Below are 22,735 nucleotides of genomic sequence, written 5' to 3' on the forward strand. Positions count from 1 at the left end.
CCATTTGAAAATGGAGGCTTTTTGTTTAGTTTCATTTCTAATGAACACAACTCAAACAACTTCAAATAATTTCCCCGGGAGTGGCCTTACCACCCCTTTCAATTCCATATTTAAAAGGATTCCCGCTATTTTAAAGATTGGAAGCTGGCAGGCTAAAGCAATGCTATCCAACAACTGTTTGTCATGTTCCTTCAAATAGTTATACACCTTTTTTTCATCTTCATCCAATTCTACAAACAACTGTTTTTGAACAACAGCAGGCTTTTGCTCTATGGACCAGTTTAAAATATATGGCACATCCATAGGCGTAGAAAGTAAATGCGCCTTTTGTTGTTTGATTAGATTATTACACCCTACACTCTGTAGATCCGTTGGGCGCCCAGAGACGGCAAACACTTCTCGATTATAGGAATTGGCAATGTCGGCGGTTACCAAGCTCCCTCCTGTTTCGGCTGACTCAATTACAATCGTTGCCTCGCTTAGGCCAGCAATGATTCGGTTGCGTTTTAAAAAGTTGGTCCTGTCAAAAGCATCCGTACTCCAAAAATCGGTAAAGAACCCACCATTACTCTCAACACTTGTCATATAACGTTTATGGGTTTTGGGATATATTTGATTGAGCCCATGAGCCAAACAGCCAATAGTCTGTAAATTATGGTTCATGGCCGCCTTTTGTGCAGTAATATCAGTACCATAGGCAAAACCAGAAACAATCACTGGATTAAAAACTGCCAACTCCTCCACCAAGCGTTCACAAAAGGCGACACCATGATTAGTAATTTTTCTCGCGCCTACAATGCTAATAATATGCCGATCCTTAAGATCGATATTCCCAACCTGAAACATAAGCGCCGGTCCATCTATACAATGCTTCAATTTTTCGGGATAATCGTCATTCATAAAATACAAACAAGCAATACCATTATCTTTTATGAATTGCATTTCCGCTTCGGCTTCCTTTACATATTTCGGATTCTTAAATTCGTTTATAGTAAGTTTTCCAACGCCATCAATAAGGAGCAGTTTTTCGGGCTTCTCCTTAAGCACCATTTCGGCAGTTCCGCAGTGCTGAATCAATTTTTTCGCCGTGATATCCCCTATTTTTGGAATATGCTGCAAGGCCAAAGTATAGAGCAATTGGTCGTCTGTCATGCTATAATTTCCTGATTGTAAACTTAAAGTACGGCAATTTTAGGCTGTTAATAAATACTTAAAGTCATTTTTTATTCGTCTTAAAAAATTTATAACTTTGTTTTTATGCATATAGAAACCTACATAAGCGATTTACTTTACAGGTATGACTGCGTGATCATCCCTGAATTTGGAGCCTTTTTAACAAACCGCGTTTCTGCCAAGATTGATGCAGACTCCAATGCGTTTTTCCCTCCTAAAAAAGTATTGTCTTTCAACGAGCAATTGCAAAGCAACGATGGTTTGCTTGCCAATTACATCTCGGAGGTTGAAAAAATCCCTTATGAAGTTGCTGCTCAAAAATTGAGCAAACATGTAAAATCCATTAAATCCTATTTGGTACAAGGTGAAACTTTAACCTTCCACAACATTGGGGATTTGGTGTTGAATTCTGAAGGTAAAATTGTATTCGATCCTTCATTCCACGTAAACTATTTAACAGATGCCTTTGGCTTGTCTCAATTCAATTCTACTAGCATTACCAGAGAAGTATATAAAGAAGAGGTTGAAGCCATTGAAAAGGTAGTTCCTATTGCGGTGACTCCAGAAACGCGCAAGGCAAGACCTTATTTGCGTTATGCAGCTGTAGCCCTTATTGCCTTGACTGCTGGAAGTTTTGCTATATCCAACTACTACATGAAGGATGTAGAAACCCACAATCAATTAGCACAAGAGCAAGCTAACGAACAATTGGATCACAAAGTACAGGAAGCCACTTTTGTTATTGACAATCCACTACCATCTGTAACTTTAAATGTCGCCAAGCAATCTGGGAATTACCACATTGTTGCAGGAGCTTTTAGAGTTGAAGCTAACTCAGACAAAAAAGTTGAGCAATTGCAAGGCTTGGGTTACAACGCTCGTAAAATTGGTGTTAACAAGTACGGTCTTCATGAAGTAGTGTATGCTAGCTTCAACAATCGTTTGGAAGCTTTACAAATGTTGCAAAAAATTAAGAGCGAACACAGTCAAGATGCTTGGTTGTTGGTAAAACAATTGGACTAATTCCTTAGTTTCATTTACACCCATTTCGATTTTAATTATTTAATTCTGATTTTCAGAGTGTATTGCTGTATGCAATGGTTTTAGGATAATTCATCCAATTTTTGGGTGATTGCCCAAAATCGCTTTACCTTTGCACCACTGTAAACAAAACCCATGGAAGCAAAAACACCTAGCTCTACAAGAACCGTTATGACCGATTTGGTTTTACCTAGTGAAACCAACCCTTTGAACAATCTTTTTGGAGGTGAACTATTGGCTAGAATGGATCGTGCTGCCAGTATTTCTGCCAGACGCCATTCCAGAAGAATTGTAGTAACGGCTTCCGTAAACCATGTGGCCTTTAATAGAGCGATTCCTTTAGGAAGTGTAGTAACTGTTGAAGCTAACGTATCCAGAGCTTTTACAAGCTCTATGGAAGTGTTTATAGACGTTTGGATAGAAGATCGCGAATCTGGCGAACGTACCAAAGCCAACGAAGCCATTTACACCTTTGTAGCAGTTGATGAAACTGGAAGACCTGTAAAAGTACCTCAGGTAACCCCTGAAACCGATCTTGAAAAAGAGCGCTATGCCGCTGCTTTACGCAGAAAGCAATTGAGTTTGGTGCTTGCCAAAAAGATGAAACCGAAAGATGCTACAGAGCTAAAAGCACTTTTCGAGGAATAATTTCTTTTTCCTTTAGATAGTAGTTCCCACTTTTCCTTCTCTTATTGCCGGATTGGAATTATATCCCTATACCCTGCATTTTCACTTAGTTTAAGCCTTTTTAAAAATTAAATTAAGGCCACAAAATGAGTCTTTTACAGTTTATCGATAAAACTTGTTGGAATACAGATATTTCTACAGTCTGTAAGGTATTTTTTATATGTTTGGCCAACTTCTAAAAACTATACCAACATGAAACAAAACACTTTACTCTATTGTTCCTTATTGCTGGTGCTTTCCAGTTGTGGAAAAAAAACCTTTGAACCTTTCTACACCACCAAACCTCAATTAGAACACATCCCAAGTTATGATAATGCAGAAGTCAACCAAGTTCCGGACACCAAAGAACTTGTACTTAATGTTGACCTGAAAAAAGAATATCCGGTAAAATCTGAAGATTATTACAACAATCCAGGAGCCCAAAAGAATAAAAATGGTAAAGCTCCCTCCGTAATTATTGCTGTACCACAAACCAACGAGCAAAAAGACGCTACTACAGATAATATCAATACAAACGATTTTAATACCGACGGTTACTATAACCAAGCCGAACGCGCTATTGAACAAGCCCTATTACGTCAAGGATTCAACGTTTTGGACCGCTCTAAATTTGAGGCCAAATTAAGAGACTTACGCGACCGAGCCAACGAACGTCCTTGGTGGTTTTCAGATTGGTCTGAGAAACTCCTTGAAAATGGCGAATACGATGTGGTTAAACAGGAATATAAAAAGCAATTGACCGACGGTAAAATTACACCACAGCAATACACCGAAGTAATTAGCGAAATAGACAAGGTGAGCCAACGTGGTTTACCAGGCAAAAACCGCGAAAAGGACAATCAGGAAATGACTGATATTGCTGAAGTGATTAGAGCGGCCCAAAACGGTGCCGACCAAGCCGATTATCTCTTCCAAATCAACCTTACCTTTGAACCAAAAAGTAAATCGCTTAACATATCCGATTATGAAAGTGTACAGGAATTTGTAAGTCATCACGCAGGGCTTAGCTATGGTAGCATTCCAAACCAATTACCTGAATCTGTTTCCCTAAAATGGATGAAGGTTTTGTTTAATGCTAAATTAATAGACATTAACAGCGGTAGTATTGTTTGGTTGGGAACCTATGAAATTGAATCTTCTGCCGCAGATGGGTTGCAGTTGTCTTTCGATATCAAAAAATCGGTGAAGAACGAGAAGGATATTGAAGGGATGTTTAACAGCTACAATACCAAATTATACGGTCTCAACTACGACCTTACCAAACTGGAATCAGATTTGGATACCTATTACAATTTGGCCATGAAAAAGACCAAATTGGGTAACAAACGTGAGTTGGAAAACTACACCAACAACTTAAAACGCAATATTGCAACTGCGGAAACTTCTTACACGGCAAAACTTAACGAATACAAAAGCTTGATCAATAACCCTCCTAGTGTGGGTAGCAATGATTGGGAATATGTGTATAAGGTAAGCCAACCAGAATTGACACCAGATTTCCAAAACGGTCAGGAATTACTAAAGCACCGCAAAGAATTGCTTAGAATTGTCACGCAAGACCTAATCAATACCATTAAAATAATTGATGCTTATTAAGCACTCAACAAACAGCAAAAAAAGGCCCTGAATCATTAATACAGGGCCTTTTTTAATCTTTAAAACTAATTGCTTACAGCTTATTGATCCAATAAGCTGGATTTTCCAGTTTAGAATCTTTATATACCCTAAAATATAAAAGGGTTTCACCTGTTGTTTTATTGGTAAATACCTCACCAATGTCTTGTTTGGTGCTTACTTTATCTCCTTTGTTCACATAAATCTTAGACAGGTTTTTATACACCGTCATATAATTACCATGTCGTAAAATAACTACTGGATTGGCATTTGGAATTACGATAATCTGCGACACCTCTCCCTCAAATACAGCCCTTACTTTAGCTCCTTTTTCAGTCGCAATCATAACCCCTTTACTATTTACAGCAACAGTTTTATCAATAATTGAAGGTTGTTTTCCGAAACGCATTTTTACAATACCGCGTTCTACAGGCCAAGGCAACTTACCTTTATTAGCCTGAAAACTGGCAGCTAAAGATTTGGCTTCAGGAGTCAAGGCAAAAGACGATGAACTTGTAGACTTGCCTGCCTTCTTATTGGACGCCGCAATAGCCTCCTTAATCAAACGATCAATTTCCTTGTCAATCCTGTCAGATTCCTTCTGCTTTTGCTTTAATTCGGCATTGTATTTACTCATGTTGCTGCGAATGGAAGCCATTAGCACTTCATGTTCCTTCAGCTCTGCTTCCAATTCCTTTTTGGCAATCCTATTCTCCTCTACCAATTTTTGCTTTTCCTCCTTTTGTTTAAGCAATTGTGTATTGAGCTCCTGCAGTTTTAAGGTTTTGGCCTTTATCTCTTCTCCTTGCTGCTTTTGGTAGTCTGTATATTGCTTGATGTACTGGAGTCGTTTGTAAGCCTGTTTAAAATTGGAAGACGACATTAAAAACATGACGCGACTCAATTGGGATTTACTCTTATAGGACTTCACGATCATGGCAGCATACTGCTTTTTCAACTCCTCCAATTGATCACGAAGCTCCGAAATTTCCTTTTGATTGGCATTGATATCACGAGTCAACAGATTGGCTTGATCGTTAGTAACCTTAATCAAGTTTTTACGCACGCTCACCTTATAGTTTAAATCCTCAACCAAAGTAATCACGTTCTTTTCTTTCTTTTTGTTGGCAAACAACAAGCTGTTAAGTTGCTCCATTTCCTTTTTCAACTGTTGGCGTCTAGCCTCCAATTGCTTTTGCTTATCGCTTTGTGCTTGGGCAAATGTGGTCCCAAGGAACACACAAATAATAAAAAGTAAGTAGGTTGGTTTAGTTAGCCTCATCAATCACAATCTCTTTAAATCCTTTAGGTATTTTGAATGGAAAACGTAATTCTTCGTTAAAGGTCACCGATTTATATTCCAAATCTATCGTTACGCCGTCATTGCCCTCAACCGCATTGATATGGACCTTTTCTGGCACAATTTGTTTATCTACGTCTTGGTAGGTTTGATAATCTATTTGAAACATTCTTCGGCTTGATGGCTGGTATAACTGTTGGGAATCCATTTTAAAGTGCTTTGGATTCAACAAATAGAACAGTTCTAAAACGGCATTCTGCTCTTCAGGTTGGAGTACGTATGAATTCTCATGTGTAGAGGCCACATATTTATTCGATTTATAGCCAAATATAGGTTCGGCCAACAAAAGATTCTGCACTTTTTGGAAATCTAATTCTATACCCAACAGCTCACTCAACAAACGATAGTCCCCATCAAAAAATTGGTTGTTGATTTTATCGTAATACTTAACCTCATTAGGTGTAATCATAACTCTGGCAAGTCCCAAAGTGGCATTGATCCAAATCACTTTATCCTTTTCAATACGCAAATTGACACCGTAGGATTGCGTGGTAGTGCCTTCGATATAATCAATCTTTACTTTAGACTGAAAAGTCTTGAACTTCAATTCTTGTTTTGAATTTTCTTTTATAAGCTGTTTCGCCGTCACCTCTTTATTGAGTTCTCCCGAACTGCTTACCGTTAACGCCGATTTACAGCCTACAACAAGGCTCAACACAGCAGCTAACACAAGAGGTTTGATAACTTTCATCATAGTTTAGGTTTATTGGGCATTACTCCTGCCCATTTTTCAGGGCTTCTGCTTTTTTGGCAAAGTTTTGGGCCTTTTGGGCATTCCCTTGTTTGCCGTAGGCAACACTTAATTGGGTGTAAAAATCGGATTCCATTTTTGGATCTTCAATCACATAATCCAAACCTGTTTCCAAGACTTCAATTGCCTGTTTGGCATAACCCATCTTGTTATTGGCCACCCCATTGATAAGATAAAAAATAGGTTGCGCCGGATACAACTCCAAGGCCTCGTTACTCTTGATAATGGCCTTTTCATTTTGGTTCATATCCAACTGCAACAAAAGTACATCCTTGATCAAATTGTAATTGCTAGGCTCTTCTTTCAAGGCTTGCTCATAATAAGTCAAAGCTTTTGCCTTATCGTCTGTTTTTAGATAATATTGCCCAAGTTCCTTTAGTGTCTTGGTGCTTTTATCATTGTCAATTAGAGTGACAACTTCCAACAATTCGCTTTCGTACTCAGGGTGTGTGCCTACAAAACCAACAAAGTCATTTAAAACTTTAGCTTTGGCATCTGGATTAATAGAGGAACTGGTCAATACAATTTTCATGGAATTCACCGCATTGTCCACCTGATTATCATCTAAATAGAATTTATAAAGTGCCAAGTGTACCAATTGCGAATTTGGGTTAACTTCCAACAACTTTTTGGCTGTTTTGAAGGCCTTTTCCTTTTCACCACTTTCGCTGTAACGGTATACCAATTTTAAATAGTTGTCCTCATTCTCCGGATTCGATTCCAGACGTTCCTCAAGATTTTCTATGCGCTCATCATCATCTCCGGTAATGTTGTAGATTTGATTTCGCATATAATCCCGATCCTCACTAACGCCATATTCCTTATCCAATTCGTCCAGTAATTGCAGGGCATTTTTATACTTTTTGGCTCTAATGTAAAGCCCAACCAAATCATCCCCATAGGTAGGATGGTATTTCACCAATTGCTTAACCGTTTTTATGGCCTTGTCCACTTCATTCTGCTGAATGTAGACATCGTACAATTCATCCAAATACCATTCGTTGTCTGGTTCTTTTGAAATTGCCTTTTTAAGTGCATCCTCTGCCGCTCCAAAGTTTTTTAGCTTGTTGTAGTTTTTACCAAGTTCAAAATACAATACGGCATCGGAATCGTTTATTTTAAGACATTGCTGCAAGGCTTCTACCGAACGTTGGTAGTTTTCAATTCCCTTTTGCTTTAGGGCTTCAAAAAAGTACTCTTGGTAAGCGTCCTCTACATTGCCAAGGTCGTCATCTGGACGTTTGTTAAAATCTACTTGGGCATAGGTCTCTTGGGTTAGGCTTAACGCCATTCCGCAAACAACTAGGCAACTGTAGATTTTTAGTCTCATAACAAACCTTTTTTAATTTTTTTGATACACTTTCAGCAGCTATTCCAACACGGAATAATCTCCAATGCTAATCGCCTTGAAATTGCCATCATACACTACGTGATTTCCAATCATGGCTTCGTCTAAGGTAGCATTTTTAATGATTGTTGCATTCTGAATTAAACTATTTTTAACGGTTACATTATACAGTACACAATCATTTCCAATAGAAACGTATGGCCCAACGGTTGTATTGTTGAGCACCACATTTTCCCCTATAAAACAAGGTTCGATTATGGTTGAATTTTTATTGATAACAGAATTGGATACCAATTGCTCCTCTCCATCACTAGCTAAGAATTCCAACATTTTTCCATTGGTTTCCACAGTTACTGCCTTGTTTCCACAATCCATCCACTCGTCTACCGTTCCTGTTTTGAATATCTTGCCTTCGGCCATCATACGCTTGATACCGTCATTGATTTGGTATTCGCCTCCATTCATGATATTTTCATCCAATACTTCTTGAAGTTTCTGTTTCAAAACAGCCACATCCTTAAAGTAATAAATACCAATTACGGCTTGATCGCTTACAAAAGTTTTAGGCTTTTCAACCAATTCTACGATTTCTTCCTTGTCATTAAGGTTTACTACTCCGTAGGCTTCTGGATTATCAACTTTTTTGGTCCAAATTACGGCATCGGCTTCTGGATCTAAGTTGAAATTGGCTCGAATCAAAGTATCGGCATAAGCAATTACTGCTGGCCCCGAAAGTGAGGGCTCTGCACTCATGATGGCATGGCCAGTTCCCAAAGGCTGATCTTGTCTGTAAATAGACGCTTTAGCCCCAAGGCCCTCAGCCAATTTAGTCAAGCTTTCAACAACATCATCCCCAAAAAAGGCTGGGTCTCCCAATACAAAGGCAATCTCTTCAATTGGTTCTCCAAGTACTTTAGCAATGTCCTTAACTAAACGGTGCACAATAGGCTGTCCCGCTACAGGTATCAAAGGTTTTGGAACGGTTAATGTATGCGGTCTTAATCGGGAGCCACGTCCCGCCATTGGTACTATAATTTTCATATGCATTGCCCGCCTAAGCAGGGATCTTTTTATTAATTTTTATTTGGTTCCGGTACTTCCAAAACCACCTTCTCCACGAGTTGTTTCAGAAAGCATCTCTACTTGCATCCATTCGGCGCGTTCGTGTTTTGCAATCACCATCTGAGCGATACGCTCACCATTTTCTATGGTAAACTCTTCATTAGAAAGATTCACCAAAATCACTCCCACTTCACCTCTATAATCGGCATCTACGGTTCCCGGTGCATTCAAAACCGTGATTCCCTTTTTGGCCGCCAAACCACTTCTTGGTCTTACTTGGGCTTCATAACCAATCGGTAATTCTATAAACAAACCCGTTCCAACAATGGTACGCTCCAAAGGTTTTAAGGTTCGAGGTTCTGATAAATTGGCTCGCAAATCCATTCCTGCCGAGGCTATGGTTTCGTAGTTTGGCAAGTCATGGCTGGATTTGTTGATGATTTTAATAGTCATAATTACAATATATACGTTGGGATGCCGCCACTAGCTCAGCATCTCATTTATTTTTTAAGAAATTGTTTGATTTGATTTTTTTCGGATATAACCACAATGCCCAAAAATACAATTAACAGCGCAATTCCAACAAAATAATTCCCTCTAAATCGGTAGAAGGACACAAATGCAAACAGAATAGACACCGACATATACAGGCCTATTTTTTTGAGATTATACGGAATTGGATAGTACTTTCTTCCGAAGGCATAGGACAAAAGCATCATTATGGCATAAGCAGATAAGGTTGCAATTGCAGAACCTTTATAACTCATACTAGGAATTAGAGCAAAGTTAAGCACTAAGGTGATTACGGCTCCTATAATGGACACATAAGCTCCGAATTTGGTCCTATCGGTTATTTTATACCAAACAGAAAGGTTATGGTAAATCCCCAAACAGAAATTGGCCAACAAAATAATGGGTACAATCCACATGGCTTCCCAATAATCTTCACTTCTAATAACGATAACTTTCAGTACATCGGCAAAGACCACCACTCCCAACAGAATTATAGATCCCAAGGCAACAAAAAACTCCAATATCAAAGCGTAGTTCTTTTGTGGATTTTCGGTTTTGGCATGGCTGAAAAAGAAGGGTTCAATTCCCAATCTATATGCAGTTGCAAAAAGGGTCATGAACAAGGCCAATTTATAACACGCCGAATACATCCCAATATCCGTTTCGGCTACATTAATTGGCAACAGTTTGTCCAATAAAATACGGTCGAAGGTTTCGTTAATTGAAAATGCAATTCCGGCAACAAGTACAGGAAAAGCATATTTCAGCATTTGCTTTAACAAGCCTTTGTTGAAGTTGAACTTTACACGAAAGTAAAACGGCAGCATAAACAACAAGGTCACCCCACTAGCGATTAAATTGGCCGTAAAAATGTAATTGATTTCAAAGTTGGGCTTGTAAAGACCTTCAAACATGGAGACTTCTGTAGCCAATTCTTTTAGTACTAAAAGGAAAAACACGTTCAACCCCAAATTAATGGCTACATTCAAAATTTTAATAATCGCATAGCGCATGGGCTGTTGGTTAGCCCTTAACCACGCAAATGGAATAATGACCAAGGCATCCAAGAGCAAAATCCATATCACTAAATTAATGTAGGTGACATCAATGTCTATAAAACTGGCGATTTGATTTTGAAACAACATGGCCAGAGCAAAAAACATAAAAGAAGATATCACTAAAGTAATGCTCGAGGTTCCTGTTACCGTTTCCCGGTCTTCTTCTTTGTTGAAAAACCTGAAAAAAGCGGTTTCCATACCATAGGCCAAAATAACGTTGAAGAGTACGAAATAAGAAAAGATGATGTTTACTTTGCCATACTCCGCCACCGAAGATAATACACCCTCACTTGTATATAAAGGAACTAGGATGAAGCTTAACATTCTAGGCAAAACCGTCGCAATGCCATAGACAAATGTTTGTTTAAAAAGTGATTTAAGTCCGCTCAAGTGTTACATTTTGTTCGGCTAAATATACAGTATTCAGAGTGGATATACAACGGACTAAATATAGAGCAAAAAACAAAAGCCCCACGAACGTGAGTGAGGCTTTTAATACTATTTATATGTAAAACTAATTTGCTTAGTTGTTCAAAGCTTCTGCTCCACCAACAATTTCCAAGATCTCGTTGGTAATAGCTGCTTGACGCGCCTTGTTATAAGTCAATTTCAATTGGTCTCTTAACTCAGTCGCGTTATCGGTAGCCTTGTGCATTGCAGTCATACGTGCACCGTGCTCACTGGCAAATGAATCTCTAATAGCTTTGTAAAGTTGTGTTTTCAAAGATTTAGGAATCAATTGCTCCACGATTTCAAGTTTTGAAGGCTCAAAAATGTAATCTAAGTTTACATTGGCATCTGCAGATTCCATTGGTACAATTGGCAAAAATTGTTCAGTAATTACAATTTGCGTTGCAGCATTTTTAAAGCTGTTGTACACAATTTCTATCTTATCAAATTCACCAGCCACAAACTTATCCATTAAGTTTTGGGCAATTTGAGCTACGTTTTCAAAGGTTAAATCATCAAAAACATCGCTTTCATTGGCAATTACTTTATTGGTCTTTTTAAAAGCATCGTTCGCTTTTTTACCAATGGCCAAATAAGACACATCTTTACCGGCATATTTTTGAGCTACCAAGCCATTAACGGTCTTAATGATGTTTGAATTGAATGCACCACACAACCCTCTGTTTGAAGTCAACACTACCACAAGGACTTTGTTTACATCACGTTGCTCAGAAAACTTACTTCCTGAATCTGCATCCAAAGTGGCACTCAAGCTTTGTAAAAGCTCGGTTAACTTGTCTGCATAAGGGCGCATAGCCGTAATTGCATCTTGAGCCTTTTTCAACTTGGCAGCAGATACCATTTTCATGGCACTGGTAATCTGCATCGTTGAAGACACCGATGATATTCTGTTACGTATTTCTTTTAAGTTTGCCATTCTATGCTAGAATAAAGTATGAGAATTGAGTAGTGAAGTCAACATCACTACTCAATACTAAAATCTAATTATGCTCTAAATTTTGCTGAAAGATCCTTAGCTACAGCCGTCAATACATCTGTAACTTCGTCTGTCAATTTACCTGCTTTCAAAGTAGCCAATACATCGCTGTGCTTAGCTCTTAAGAACTCAAGGTAATCTCTTTCAAATACCTTAACTTGATCTACAGGCACGTCTTTCAACAAGTTTTTAGATCCAGCATAGATGATCGCAATTTGATCTTCTACAGTAAATGGATCGTTTTGTGCTTGCTTCAAGATTTCTACGTTACGCTTACCTTTTTCAATTACGTTTAAAGTAACGGCATCAAGGTCTGATCCAAACTTGGCGAAAGCTTCCAATTCACGGAACTGAGCTTGATCCAATTTTAGAGTACCAGATACTTTCTTCATAGACTTGATCTGAGCGTTACCACCAACACGAGATACAGAGATACCTACGTTAATTGCTGGACGTACCCCAGAGTTGAATAAATCACCATCCAAGAAGATCTGTCCGTCTGTAATAGAGATTACGTTAGTAGGGATATATGCAGAAACGTCTCCCGCTTGAGTTTCAATAATTGGAAGAGCTGTTAAAGATCCTCCTCCTTTTACTACAGATTTCAAGCTTTCTGGAAGGTCGTTCATTTCTTTAGCAATAGCATCGTTGTTGATGATTTTTGCAGAACGCTCCAATAAACGAGAGTGTAAGTAGAATACGTCCCCTGGATACGCCTCACGTCCTGGTGGACGACGTAACAACAATGACACCTCGCGGTATGCTACTGCTTGCTTAGACAAGTCATCAAATACAATTAATGCAGGACGACCAGTGTCTCTAAAGTACTCACCAATAGCAGCACCTGCCATAGGAGCGTAAACTTGCATTGGAGCAGGATCTGATGCGTTAGCAGCTACGATAGTAGTATAAGCCAAAGCTCCTTTTTCTTCCAATGTTTTAGCAATATTCGCAACAGTAGACGCTTTTTGTCCTACCGCTACGTAGATACAGTAAACAGGGTTTCCTGCATCGTAAAATTCTTTTTGATTCAAGATGGCATCAATACAAACGGTAGTTTTACCAGTTTGACGGTCACCAATTACCAACTCACGTTGTCCTCTTCCTACAGGAATCATGGCATCGATAGACTTGATACCAGTTTGCAACGGCTCGGTTACAGGCTCACGGTAAATAACTCCAGGAGCTTTACGCTCTAATGGCATTTGGTATGTCTCACCAGAGATAGCACCTTTACCATCGATTGGGTTACCCAATGTATCTACAACACGACCAACAATACCTTCACCTACATTGATAGATGCGATACGTCCTGTACGCTTTACAGTAGAACCTTCTTTAATTTCTTTAGAAGGGCCTAACAATACAATACCTACGTTATCTTCTTCAAGGTTCAGTACGATACCTTCCAATCCGCCTTCAAATTCTACCAACTCTCCGTATTGAGCGTTTGAAAGACCGTAAGCACGTACAATACCATCACCCACAGTTAATACTGTTCCTACTTCGTCTAACGAAGCTCCCGCTTCGAAACCTGATAGTTGTTGTTTTAAGATTGCTGATACTTCAGCTGGATTTACTTCTGCCATCTTTATTTATTTGTAAATAGATATAGTATATCTTAATTTAATGTAAATTCTCTTTTTAGTTTGTTCAAGTTGTTGGCAATGCTAGCGTTGTACTGCATGTCTCCAACTCGTAAAATGAAACCACCAATGATATCTTCATCGATGATGTTTTGAACCTCAACCTCTGTACCACCGGTAAGCTCTTTTACTTTAGCCAACACTTGGGCCTTCAAGGCATCGGTTAAAGGAACTGCGGTAGTTACCTTGGCAACTTGAATTCCTTTTAACACATCAAACAAATGTGTGTACTTATTTGCAACAACCTCTAAAAGGGCAATCCTTTTATTGGTTATCAACGTCTCTATTAAGTTTGTTGTAATTGCATTGGTGTTTTTGAACACTTCAGACAATACAGCTCTTTTTACAGATGATCTTACCACAGGGCTAAGAAGCATTTCGCTTAAGTCCTTGCTTCCCGCAATAGTAGTAGCAATCAATTTCATGTCGTTGTTTACGGCATCGGCATTGTTGTTATCTGATGCTAAACTTAAAGCTGCCTTGGCGTAACGTACTGCTGCTCTTTCTCCTGCCATTGTAATCTTAGTTTAATGTTGCTTCACCCAACATAGACTCTACCAATTGCAATTGGTTGTCGTTGCTAGATAATTCCTTACGCACCACTTTTTCTGCGATTTCAATAGACAAACCAGCTACTTGGTTTTTCAACTCTTCCATAGCTGCTTTCTTTTCGCTTTCAATAGCAGCCTGAGCTTGCTCGATAATTTTTGTTGCTTGCGCCTGAGCCTCGTCTTTGGCATCATTAATCATCTTCGTTTTCATGTCGCGAGCATCTTTCAACATAGCTTCGCGCTCAGCACGAGCTTCGTTAAGGATACGCTCATTGTCTGCCTTAAGGTTTTCCATTTCCTTACGGGCATTATCTGCTGCAAATAAGGCGTCTTTAATTCCAGTTTCACGCTTTTCAACCGCATCCAAAATTGGTTTCCAAGCAAACTTCTTTAATAAAAACACTAATCCAACAAACAATAACAATTGCCAGAAAAACAGACCTACTGAAAATTCACTAATTAACTTCTCCATTTATATTTATGTTATAATCTAATTCTTTTAATAATTAAACAACAGCTGCAACCAACCGTTACAGCTGTTAGTTTTGTTGTTATGCCGCGAAAAGGGCAGCAAATCCAATACCTTCAATAAGGGCAGCAGCAATAAGCATAGCTGTTTGGATTTTTCCAGAAGCTTCTGGTTGACGAGCGATAGCGTCCATAGCTTGTCCACCGATTCTACCGATACCTAAAGCAGCACCGATAACGATCAATCCAGCTCCTACAATGTTTGGAATAGTCATAGTATATATATTAAATAATTAAACATTCAAACTTTAGTGGTCGTGGTGCTCTTCTACAGCCGAACCAAAATACAATGCAGATAACATTGTAAAGATGTACGCTTGTAATGCTGCTACCAACAACTCCAACAACGATAACACAAATGCCAAACCAAATGACAAGGTGCTACCAACCCAATTTTTGAAGACGAACATCAACCCGATGATACTCATCAATACAATGTGACCAGCAGTAATGTTGGCATACAAACGAATCAACAATGAAAACGGCTTGATAAAAGTCCCCAACAATTCAATTGGCGCTAAAATGATTTTCATTGGCACAGGCACTCCTGGCATCCAGAAAATGTGTTTCCAGTAATTTTTGTTTCCTGAAAAAGTTGTAATTAAATAGGTAATCAAAGCCAAAGCAAAAGTTACCGCAATGTTGTTGGTTACGTTCACCCCAAGTGGCGTTAACCCCAATAAGTTGATGATCCAGATAAAAAAGAAGATGGTCAACAAGTAACTCATATAACGCTTGTAATGCTTTTTCCCAATGTTAGGAATTGCAATTTCATCTCTTACATATATAATGATAGGCTCTAAGAAACGACCTATTCCTTTTGTCATTTGACCATTCTTGTATGTCTTTGCCATTCTTCCGAAGACGAAAAACATCAACAACCCAACAAGAAATACAGTAAATACGTTTTTAGTGACAGAGAAATCCAACGGTTTTACATTGGTTGCGTGGTGATGCTCGTCATAAGAAATCGTTCCTTCAGCATCTGTCTTGTAAATTTTACCGTGGTATAATTTGTAATACTCACCCCCTACTTCGGCAACAGATTCACCATGGTGCAACTTTGAAGACGAAAACACCTTCAAACCGTTGTCAAATAAAATTACAGGAAGAGGAAACCCAACATATTTGTGCTCTCCAGCGTCATTGGTATAGGAGAACAAACTAAAATCATGAGAGTCCAACAAGTGGTGATCAATATACTCCTTGATCTCCGTTTTTAAATCTTTTCCTTCCTCATGATGTCCTTCTTCTTTAGCAAAAGAAAATGCGGTTACAAAAAAGAACAGTAAACAAATTGTTTTTAACGAAATTACGTTTTGCATATCACTTAATTAATAGTGGCCTAAAAATTGGTGCAAAGGTATGCTTTTCATTCAAAAGCAAAAAACAAAATTTCACAATATTTTTGAATTAATTTGAAGAAGTAAAAAAAGGGGTTAATCCAAATTTTTAAGAAGCTTTAACACACCAAAAGCTTCTGTAACCAAACAAGTTACATAAGGCACGAAAAAAGTGACAAATTCCACTCTGGTAATTTGTCCGTCCACGGAATATTTTGGATAAAAGACAATAAAAAACACGGCAAACTTCAATAAGCTACCTGCCATGAACAAAAACCCCATTTGGTCTTTAAGTTTTTTCCTAAAAAAATAGAGCCCATATAAAATGGATAGAGCCACAAGGACATTAACCACATAAGCCAAAACAATATGATTGGCAAAGACCTCATAATCCAGTTGCCACAATAACATGGTATGTATAAAAAAAACAATTGCCGAAGCAATTGTTATTTGTATTGTAGATTTTACCAGAATGTCCTTATTCATTTAATTTATTGATTTGCTTTAGCACGACATATAAAGAAATCCCTACCCCCAACAGTGTTCCAACTATTAAAAACAGTTTTCCTCCGTCGGTGTATTTTGTATCCAGCCATTTGCCCAACATGACAAACAGATAGATAGTAATTCCCATCTGAAAAGCAACCCCGCTTAAAGCTGCAAGGTTCTTAAGCTGATTTTTGGGTTTCTTGGGTGTTTTTTCGTTCTCCATTATTAGAACCTTTCATTGCGCAGGTCGCATTAAACGTAGCACCAGGTTCCACAGCCAACTTACCAACTTCCGCTTCACCTTCTACAACTGCAGACGATTTTAGCGATAAGGTATCAGTCAACACCAATTTACCAGAAAAGCTACCTTCAATATCGGCGTTGGCACTCTTTAAAGTACCATTAACAACACCGGTTCTACCGATAACAATTTTTCCTGGGGTTTTGATATTACCTTCTACTGTACCTTCAATTCTGAAGTCTCCTTCACCAACAACATCACCTGTGATGGTAGTGCCTTTAGCAATGGTGTTTTGCTGTGATATACCTTCTATTGCCATTCTTCCTTTTTTTTGTTCCGAAAACATAGGGTTAAGTTTTTATTGGGATTGTAAATATTCGTTCACATTTTTATGCATCTGCACAATTCCATAATTAGGTGATGAAATCGCGAAATGCTCACGTTTTATTTTGTATTTCTTACCTTCCAAAATCTCCGCCAATCCAAGCGCACCATCTATACTCTTTAAACCGTGAACCACCACAAATTTAGTGTCCAAGGTATACATATCTGTTGAAACGGATAAATTTAGATAGTTCACTTTTTCAATGGCTTCTTCCAATTTCTTGGCGAATTCTTCCATATCCTCTTGCTCACTAGTTTCAAAAGAATAGATTAAATTGAAATTAGTTGCAGACTCATTTGGCACAAACTGTTTATTAGCCAAAACAGGAATCACCTTTTCCATCAATTCCTGGGCGCGTTTTCCTTCATCAGAATTTGGATAAGTAAGTGCTGTATAATTCACTCCTTCTTTATAAGCTTCAAAACCATAGAGCCTTCCCTTGGCCGAAGCCTTTAAAATCTCAAACTTTGGCACCATGGCATCGCCTTCCAACTCCCGAATGTATTCGTCACAAAGGGCAATGGTCTCCAAATAATTTTCTGCTTCAAATTCCTTGTAAGTCTTCTTATAAAGATTCTCCGGACTATTTTCATCGCCCGCCAATTCCGATCTTGGATTCAGCAATATCTCGGCATAACGAGAATCTGGATGATTGGCCACAATGTCGTTTTTCATAGCCTCACCTTCCCGGTTCATTTCCAAGGCTAAATAAATTTTATACAAATTGTATTTGGACGGTAATATCAAACGCTCCTCAGGATTGCTTTGCAACAAATTTTCCAACTTATTTTTAGCCAATTCGTTTTCATCAAATTTCTCCTTGTAAATAATTCCCAACTGGTAATAGGCAAAGTTGCGCTCCTTGATCAAACTATCAATCACCTTTTGGTCTGTTGGTATTTTAGACAGGTAGAATTCTGGATCGTAAAGCTCTGATTCGCTTGCGCCTTCAGCTAGAGCCACATCGGCAGCGCCACCTACCTTAGCCACTTTATTGGAAGACAACCTCCAATTGTCCTGCAACATGCGGTCTCCCCATATTTTTGAAAACTCATTTTTCCCGTAGGACACCGTTGTAGGGTTGTAAAAATAGAACGTTTGCTTTTGTCCGTTGGCATTACCCCCTGGAGGCATCAAAGAATTCCTTGAAGATGGATTATTAGGGTTATTGGTGGTTACCAAACCTGCATTTACGCGATTGGCAATTTCCTCTTGCTTGGCACGCTCCTCTTCAGCTTTTTTCAATTCTTCTATATAAGCACTGAACACCGCCAAACGTTCTGCTTCGCTCATATTTACCAAGCTAAGAATACTATCATTTGTTTGGGCAATATCTTCATAAAGAATCACATCATCCAAGTTATCACGCTTACGCTTGATGGTACGATACGGTTTTGTTCTTGGCTCCAAATTGATCAAGGTACTATCATAATAGGCCCCTGCATTTTTATACAACGCCATATCAAAGTTCATATCCCCCAAGATGGAATAATCGAACGCTCTTAACTGCTTATCCGGCGTATTGGTTCGTAAGGATTTGTTGTAATTGGCAATCGCCATACTATCTTCACCTTTTCCTCTGTGATATTCTCCAATTCGGTAATAGATTTTATCCAAAAACGGACGGTTTTCACGATTCTTTTCCAAGTCGGCCAAATACTCTTCAAACTCAACCACTTTCAAAGAATCCGTTACATTTGAATTCTTGATTTTCTCAAGATGTGCATTGATATAATAAGGTCTTGGAATTTTGCGGTGCATATCGATAATTTTATCGAAAGCCATATTGGCACTATCCACTTCACCTAGCGAATTGTAAAGCTGCCCAATGATATAGTTATAACGCGCCTGCTCTGTATTCTTTTTGGTAACCGAGGCTGCAATTTGCAGTTGGGTTATGGCGCTGTCTGGCGATTTTGTATTAATGTATGCCTGTGCCAAACTGGACGTAGCATCCGCCAGATCCTGATCTTCCAATTCGGTCTGCTCTAAAAGACGCTTCAGATTTTTAATGGCCAACTCATTATTCTCCAACCTAATGTTTGTCTTTTCTCTCCAAACTTTGGCTGTATTGATCTTGTCACTGGCCGCATGTTTGTAAAGAATATAGTTGAAGGCTTCCAACGCAGGAATAAAACGTTGGTCGTAATAACGAGCCTGACCAAGCAACAGATACGCTTCATCAATTTGAGGATTGTATTCTTTTCCCCGAATGTTCATCCCATGTTTTTGAATGGCCTTAATTGCTTTTTCTTCGGCTCTTTCAAAACTTGGATTTTTGGCATCCCCAGGCATGATCACCTCTTCAAACACTTCCATGCGTTCTACGGGAAGTAAATTCCAATAATCATCGGTATAGGCATCATTGATAGCTTCACGACCCTGTTCCAAAGCAATCTCCCCATTATAGAGAATATTGTATTTGGTGCCCATGGCATGAAAGTTTCGGTTCATGAACTTATCCTTCTTACGGGAACATGAGGTTGCAATTACCGAAACACCTAGTAACGCTATTATGATTTTAGAAGTTGTTTTCAACCTTGCCGACATTTGCTTCATAACATAACAGGAATCTAGCCTGCATATTATGTGTTGGCTGTAAAAATAAGCATCTTTTTGAATTATTGAAGTCTCTTTAGATGAAATCTGACCTCAATACATTCACCTGTTAAATTTTTAACCATTTCATCCAAAATCATCCAAAAGCTTCACTATTTTTGTAAAAAACAAATTTCATGTCTCAATTTCATAAACTCCCCATAAAAGAGGTTCAACGCATCACGGATGCTTCTGTAGCCATCAGTTTTATTGTTCCTGAAGAACTAAAAGCCGAATACACCTTTAAAGCAGGACAATACATCACCTTAAAAACCACCATTGACGGAAATGAAATACGACGTGACTATTCCATCTGTTCGTCTCCAAAAAGTGGCGAACTTAAAGTAGCTGTTAAAGAGGTGGAAGACGGTACGTTTTCTTCTTATGCTAACAAAGAACTAAAAGCAGGAGATGTTTTGGACGTTGCGCCGCCAAAGGGACGTTTTGTATTCGAACCAAATGACAAAAAGACCAAAAACATAGCCTTATTTGCTGCAGGAAGTGGGATCACCCCAATCTTGAGCATTGTAAAATGTGCTTTGGAAGAGGAAATCCATAGTGAAATTATTTTGGTTTATGGTAACAAGACCACAAAGGACACTATGTTTCTTGAAGAACTATTAGAACTGCAACACCAATACAGCAAACGCTTGTCACTTCAGTTTGTATTCAGTCAAGCTGATGAGGACGATGCCATTTTTGGACGTATTGAAAAGAGCACCGTAAACTACGTGATGAAAAACAAATACAAACACGTAGAAGTAGATGCTTATTATTTATGTGGACCGGAAGGCATGATCCACACCGTAAAAGATGTACTTACCGATCATGATATTGATGCTGATAGAATCCACTTTGAACTTTTCAAAGCAGCAAAGCCTACAGAAATTGTGGATACAGCTGTTGCCAGCGGAAAAACACAAATCACCATTATTGTTGATGAGGAAGAAACCACTTTTGAAATGTCTCAAAAGCAGACCATTTTGGAAGCTGCTTTAGATGAAGATGTTGATGCTCCTTATTCCTGTCAAGGAGGAATTTGCAGTAGCTGTTTGGCTCGAATCACGGAAGGCGAAGCCACTATGCGTCAAAACAATATTTTAACCGATAGCGAGGTTGCAGAAGGCTTGATATTAACTTGTCAGGCACAACCAACCACACCTACCATAACAGTCGATTACGACGATGTTTAAAACAAAAATAAAAGCGGTTACTGAGTAACCGCTTTTATTTTATATATCACTTCTTGGGGCGAAATACTTCCAGCCGCCTCTTCATAACCTTCTGGATATTTGTTCCCATAGATAGAAGTCGGGATTAAAGGAAATTTATTTCGATCTGCCAACAACAAATAGTTTTCAGGTTGATTGAAAGGCGCAAAACCAGCATAAGGATGGGTCACTCCCCAAATGGTAATTGTTTTGACCCCCAACATAGCTGCCATATGCCCATTCCCAGAGTCCATAGAAACCATTGCATCCAAATTGGAAACCACATCCAACTCCTCTTCCAACGTTAGCTTTCCTGCAATACTTACAACATTTTCATGAGCATCCTGAATACGCTGTAATTGTTCTATCTCAGAAGCACCGCCACCAAACAAGACAATCTTGTAATCTTTAGACAAGGACTGAATTACTTCCTCCATCAAGTCCAAAGGATACATTTTTCCTTTGTGTGCCGCAAAAGGTGCAATCCCAATCCATTTTTGGGTGTCTGTACCCAAGAGCTCCAAAACCTTGGGATTTAAGGTTGTTCTTTCCGGAAAGTTAGGATTGGAAAGCTCTAATGGGAATCCCATATTTCGAAACACATCAGCATAGCGCTCATGGGTGGTTTTCAATTGCTGAAAAACATCACCTTTCACCAAAGCTTTCTTTTCAGAACGTCCTTTATCCAATTGCGCTGTTGGTGTCACCAAGAGGAAAAATTTCAGGATTTTGGAACGCAGGACATTGTGTAAATCGGCTACAGCATCGATGCCCAGTTGCTTTAATTCCCTAGACAATCTATACAGCCCAAAAATTCCCTTGTGCTTGCCTTTAACATCCACAGGAAACACCTCAACATTGTCAATACCCCTAAAAAAGGGAGCAAAAAAACCGCGTGTAAGCACAGTAAGTTTTACATCGGGATATTGCTGCACAAAGGCTCTTAACACAGGAACGGTCATCGCCACATCTCCCATGGCTGAAAGACGGATGACTAAAATATGTTTGGGTGCTTTTCTAGACTTCATCTATGCTTACAAACCAAATGTAATGAGCTCCTATTTTTGCGAACGCAACACAGGATTCAGCTCATCATCATTGTACATCTTCATTTGCTTGTATACTTTCATGTACTTATCGCCATTGGATATATCTTCCAATAAAGTATCAATGGCCGTAGAAAGGTCTACACGTTGCTCCAACAAAATGTCCAATTTCTTTTGGCAAGCCTCTCTATGCGCTTCGGTAGCATCTGTTCTGGTGGCCTCCTCGTTCATATGGTAAATCTTAAGAGCCAAAATAGACAGACGGTCAACTCCCCAAGCTGGGCTTTCGGTATTGATAGTCGCATCTGCTTTAGGTGTAACATCCTTATATTGCTCCAAAAAATAGCTATCGATGTATTCTACCATATCCGTTCTGTCCTGATTGGAAGCATCAATTTGACGCTTCAAGGTCAAAGCTGCCACCGGATCAATTTGTGGATCACGGATGATATCTTCATAGTGCCACTGCACTGTATCAATCCAGCATTTTCTGTATAACAAATGTTCAATCAAGTTCGTTTCCTGATCGTAAGGATTGCTAAAAGGTTGATCAACTGTATTTATAACGTGATATTTTTCAATTACTTCTTGAAAAATTTTATTGGCTTTGCTTGTAAACATGATCTTAAATTTAGGGCACAAA

23 protein-coding genes are annotated in these 22,735 nt (G+C 38.8%); 4 read left to right on the top strand and 19 right to left on the bottom strand.

Translation table 11 applies throughout. The features are described from left to right. Positions 1-51: 51 nt before the first annotated feature. Positions 52-1,152, bottom strand: coding sequence for a DNA-processing protein DprA (gene dprA, locus BKM32_RS03700; RefSeq protein ID WP_076662583.1), 1,101 nt, complete (start codon positions 1,150-1,152; stop codon positions 52-54). 105 nt (positions 1,153-1,257) lie between these two features. On the opposite strand from dprA, the gene BKM32_RS03705 reads away from it, so the two are divergent. From BKM32_RS03705 to BKM32_RS03715, 3 genes are all read left to right on the top strand, one after another. Continuing rightward, positions 1,258-2,196, top strand: coding sequence for an SPOR domain-containing protein (locus tag BKM32_RS03705; RefSeq protein WP_076662584.1), 939 nt, complete (start codon positions 1,258-1,260; stop codon positions 2,194-2,196). 153 nt (positions 2,197-2,349) lie between these two features. Beyond that, entirely contained in the window at positions 2,350-2,862 is a 513-nt protein-coding gene (locus tag BKM32_RS03710) for an acyl-CoA thioesterase (RefSeq protein WP_053976467.1), read from the top strand. 231 nt (positions 2,863-3,093) lie between these two features. After that, a complete protein-coding gene (locus tag BKM32_RS03715) occupies positions 3,094-4,497 on the top strand; it encodes a hypothetical protein (protein ID WP_076662585.1) in 1,404 nt (467 codons plus the stop codon). Positions 4,498-4,570: 73 nt separating this feature from the next. Here BKM32_RS03715 and BKM32_RS03720 read toward each other — a convergent pair whose 3' ends face one another. The 16 genes from BKM32_RS03720 to BKM32_RS03795 form a co-directional block, all read right to left on the bottom strand. Continuing rightward, positions 4,571-5,797, bottom strand: a complete 1,227-nt coding sequence (locus BKM32_RS03720; RefSeq protein WP_076662586.1) for a murein hydrolase activator EnvC — start codon at positions 5,795-5,797, stop codon at positions 4,571-4,573. Next, positions 5,784-6,569 carry a DUF4292 domain-containing protein gene (locus BKM32_RS03725; RefSeq protein ID WP_076662587.1) on the bottom strand — a complete coding sequence of 262 codons (786 nt, stop codon included), beginning with the start codon at positions 6,567-6,569 and terminating at the stop codon, positions 5,784-5,786. The genes BKM32_RS03720 and BKM32_RS03725 overlap by 14 nt, the downstream gene beginning before the upstream one ends. Positions 6,570-6,588: 19 nt before the next feature. Continuing rightward, positions 6,589-7,956, bottom strand: coding sequence for a lipopolysaccharide assembly protein LapB (locus tag BKM32_RS03730; RefSeq protein WP_076662588.1), 1,368 nt, complete (start codon positions 7,954-7,956; stop codon positions 6,589-6,591). A 39-nt stretch (positions 7,957-7,995) separates the two neighbouring features. Further along, positions 7,996-9,015, bottom strand: a complete 1,020-nt coding sequence (locus BKM32_RS03735) for a sugar nucleotidyltransferase (protein ID WP_076662589.1) — start codon at positions 9,013-9,015, stop codon at positions 7,996-7,998. 39 nt (positions 9,016-9,054) lie between these two features. Continuing rightward, on the bottom strand, positions 9,055-9,489 hold the full coding sequence (dut, locus tag BKM32_RS03740) for a dUTP diphosphatase (protein WP_076662590.1): 435 nt from the start codon (positions 9,487-9,489) through the stop codon (positions 9,055-9,057). Positions 9,490-9,536: 47 nt separating this feature from the next. Continuing rightward, a complete protein-coding gene (locus tag BKM32_RS03745) occupies positions 9,537-10,997 on the bottom strand; it encodes a polysaccharide biosynthesis C-terminal domain-containing protein (RefSeq protein ID WP_076662591.1) in 1,461 nt (486 codons plus the stop codon). Positions 10,998-11,130: 133 nt separating this feature from the next. Continuing rightward, a complete protein-coding gene (atpG, locus tag BKM32_RS03750; protein WP_076662592.1) occupies positions 11,131-11,994 on the bottom strand; it encodes an ATP synthase F1 subunit gamma in 864 nt (287 codons plus the stop codon). A 68-nt stretch (positions 11,995-12,062) separates the two neighbouring features. Next, the gene (atpA, locus tag BKM32_RS03755) at positions 12,063-13,643 is read right to left on the bottom strand and encodes a F0F1 ATP synthase subunit alpha (protein WP_076662593.1); all 1,581 of its coding nucleotides are present in this window, start codon (positions 13,641-13,643) and stop codon (positions 12,063-12,065) included. Between the two features lie 32 nt (positions 13,644-13,675). Beyond that, a complete protein-coding gene (atpH, locus tag BKM32_RS03760; RefSeq protein WP_053976479.1) occupies positions 13,676-14,215 on the bottom strand; it encodes an ATP synthase F1 subunit delta in 540 nt (179 codons plus the stop codon). A gap of 7 nt (positions 14,216-14,222) precedes the next feature. Beyond that, positions 14,223-14,723 carry a F0F1 ATP synthase subunit B gene (locus tag BKM32_RS03765; RefSeq protein WP_053976480.1) on the bottom strand — a complete coding sequence of 167 codons (501 nt, stop codon included), beginning with the start codon at positions 14,721-14,723 and terminating at the stop codon, positions 14,223-14,225. Positions 14,724-14,802: 79 nt separating this feature from the next. Further along, on the bottom strand, positions 14,803-14,994 hold the full coding sequence (gene atpE / locus BKM32_RS03770) for an ATP synthase F0 subunit C (RefSeq protein ID WP_053976481.1): 192 nt from the start codon (positions 14,992-14,994) through the stop codon (positions 14,803-14,805). 33 nt (positions 14,995-15,027) lie between these two features. Next, positions 15,028-16,104, bottom strand: coding sequence for a F0F1 ATP synthase subunit A (atpB, locus tag BKM32_RS03775; RefSeq protein ID WP_076662594.1), 1,077 nt, complete (start codon positions 16,102-16,104; stop codon positions 15,028-15,030). 114 nt (positions 16,105-16,218) lie between these two features. Then, on the bottom strand, positions 16,219-16,608 hold the full coding sequence (locus BKM32_RS03780; protein ID WP_076662595.1) for a DUF6168 family protein: 390 nt from the start codon (positions 16,606-16,608) through the stop codon (positions 16,219-16,221). After that, a complete protein-coding gene (locus tag BKM32_RS03785) occupies positions 16,601-16,834 on the bottom strand; it encodes an AtpZ/AtpI family protein (RefSeq protein WP_076662596.1) in 234 nt (77 codons plus the stop codon). Before BKM32_RS03785 ends, BKM32_RS03780 begins: the two co-directional genes overlap by 8 nt. Continuing rightward, entirely contained in the window at positions 16,791-17,198 is a 408-nt protein-coding gene (locus BKM32_RS03790; RefSeq protein ID WP_053976484.1) for a polymer-forming cytoskeletal protein, read from the bottom strand. The genes BKM32_RS03785 and BKM32_RS03790 overlap by 44 nt, the downstream gene beginning before the upstream one ends. Positions 17,199-17,210: 12 nt before the next feature. Beyond that, a complete protein-coding gene (locus tag BKM32_RS03795; RefSeq protein ID WP_253187395.1) occupies positions 17,211-19,796 on the bottom strand; it encodes a lipopolysaccharide assembly protein LapB in 2,586 nt (861 codons plus the stop codon). A gap of 176 nt (positions 19,797-19,972) precedes the next feature. Between BKM32_RS03795 and BKM32_RS03800 the strand changes: the two genes are divergently transcribed. Further along, positions 19,973-21,028 (top strand): ferredoxin--NADP reductase, encoded by a 1,056-nt coding sequence (locus BKM32_RS03800; protein ID WP_076662597.1) that lies wholly within the window; start codon positions 19,973-19,975, stop codon positions 21,026-21,028. A 17-nt stretch (positions 21,029-21,045) separates the two neighbouring features. Here BKM32_RS03800 and BKM32_RS03805 read toward each other — a convergent pair whose 3' ends face one another. Together BKM32_RS03805 and BKM32_RS03810 are read right to left on the bottom strand one after the other, a co-directional pair. Beyond that, a complete protein-coding gene (locus BKM32_RS03805; protein ID WP_076662598.1) occupies positions 21,046-22,074 on the bottom strand; it encodes a glycosyltransferase family 9 protein in 1,029 nt (342 codons plus the stop codon). A 30-nt stretch (positions 22,075-22,104) separates the two neighbouring features. Next, the gene (locus tag BKM32_RS03810) at positions 22,105-22,713 is read right to left on the bottom strand and encodes a DUF4254 domain-containing protein (protein WP_076662599.1); all 609 of its coding nucleotides are present in this window, start codon (positions 22,711-22,713) and stop codon (positions 22,105-22,107) included. Positions 22,714-22,735 lie beyond the last annotated feature (22 nt).

The sequence above is a fragment of the Mangrovimonas sp. DI 80 genome (assembly GCF_001975575.1).
In the GTDB taxonomy this organism is placed as follows: domain Bacteria; phylum Bacteroidota; class Bacteroidia; order Flavobacteriales; family Flavobacteriaceae; genus Mangrovimonas_A; species Mangrovimonas_A xylaniphaga.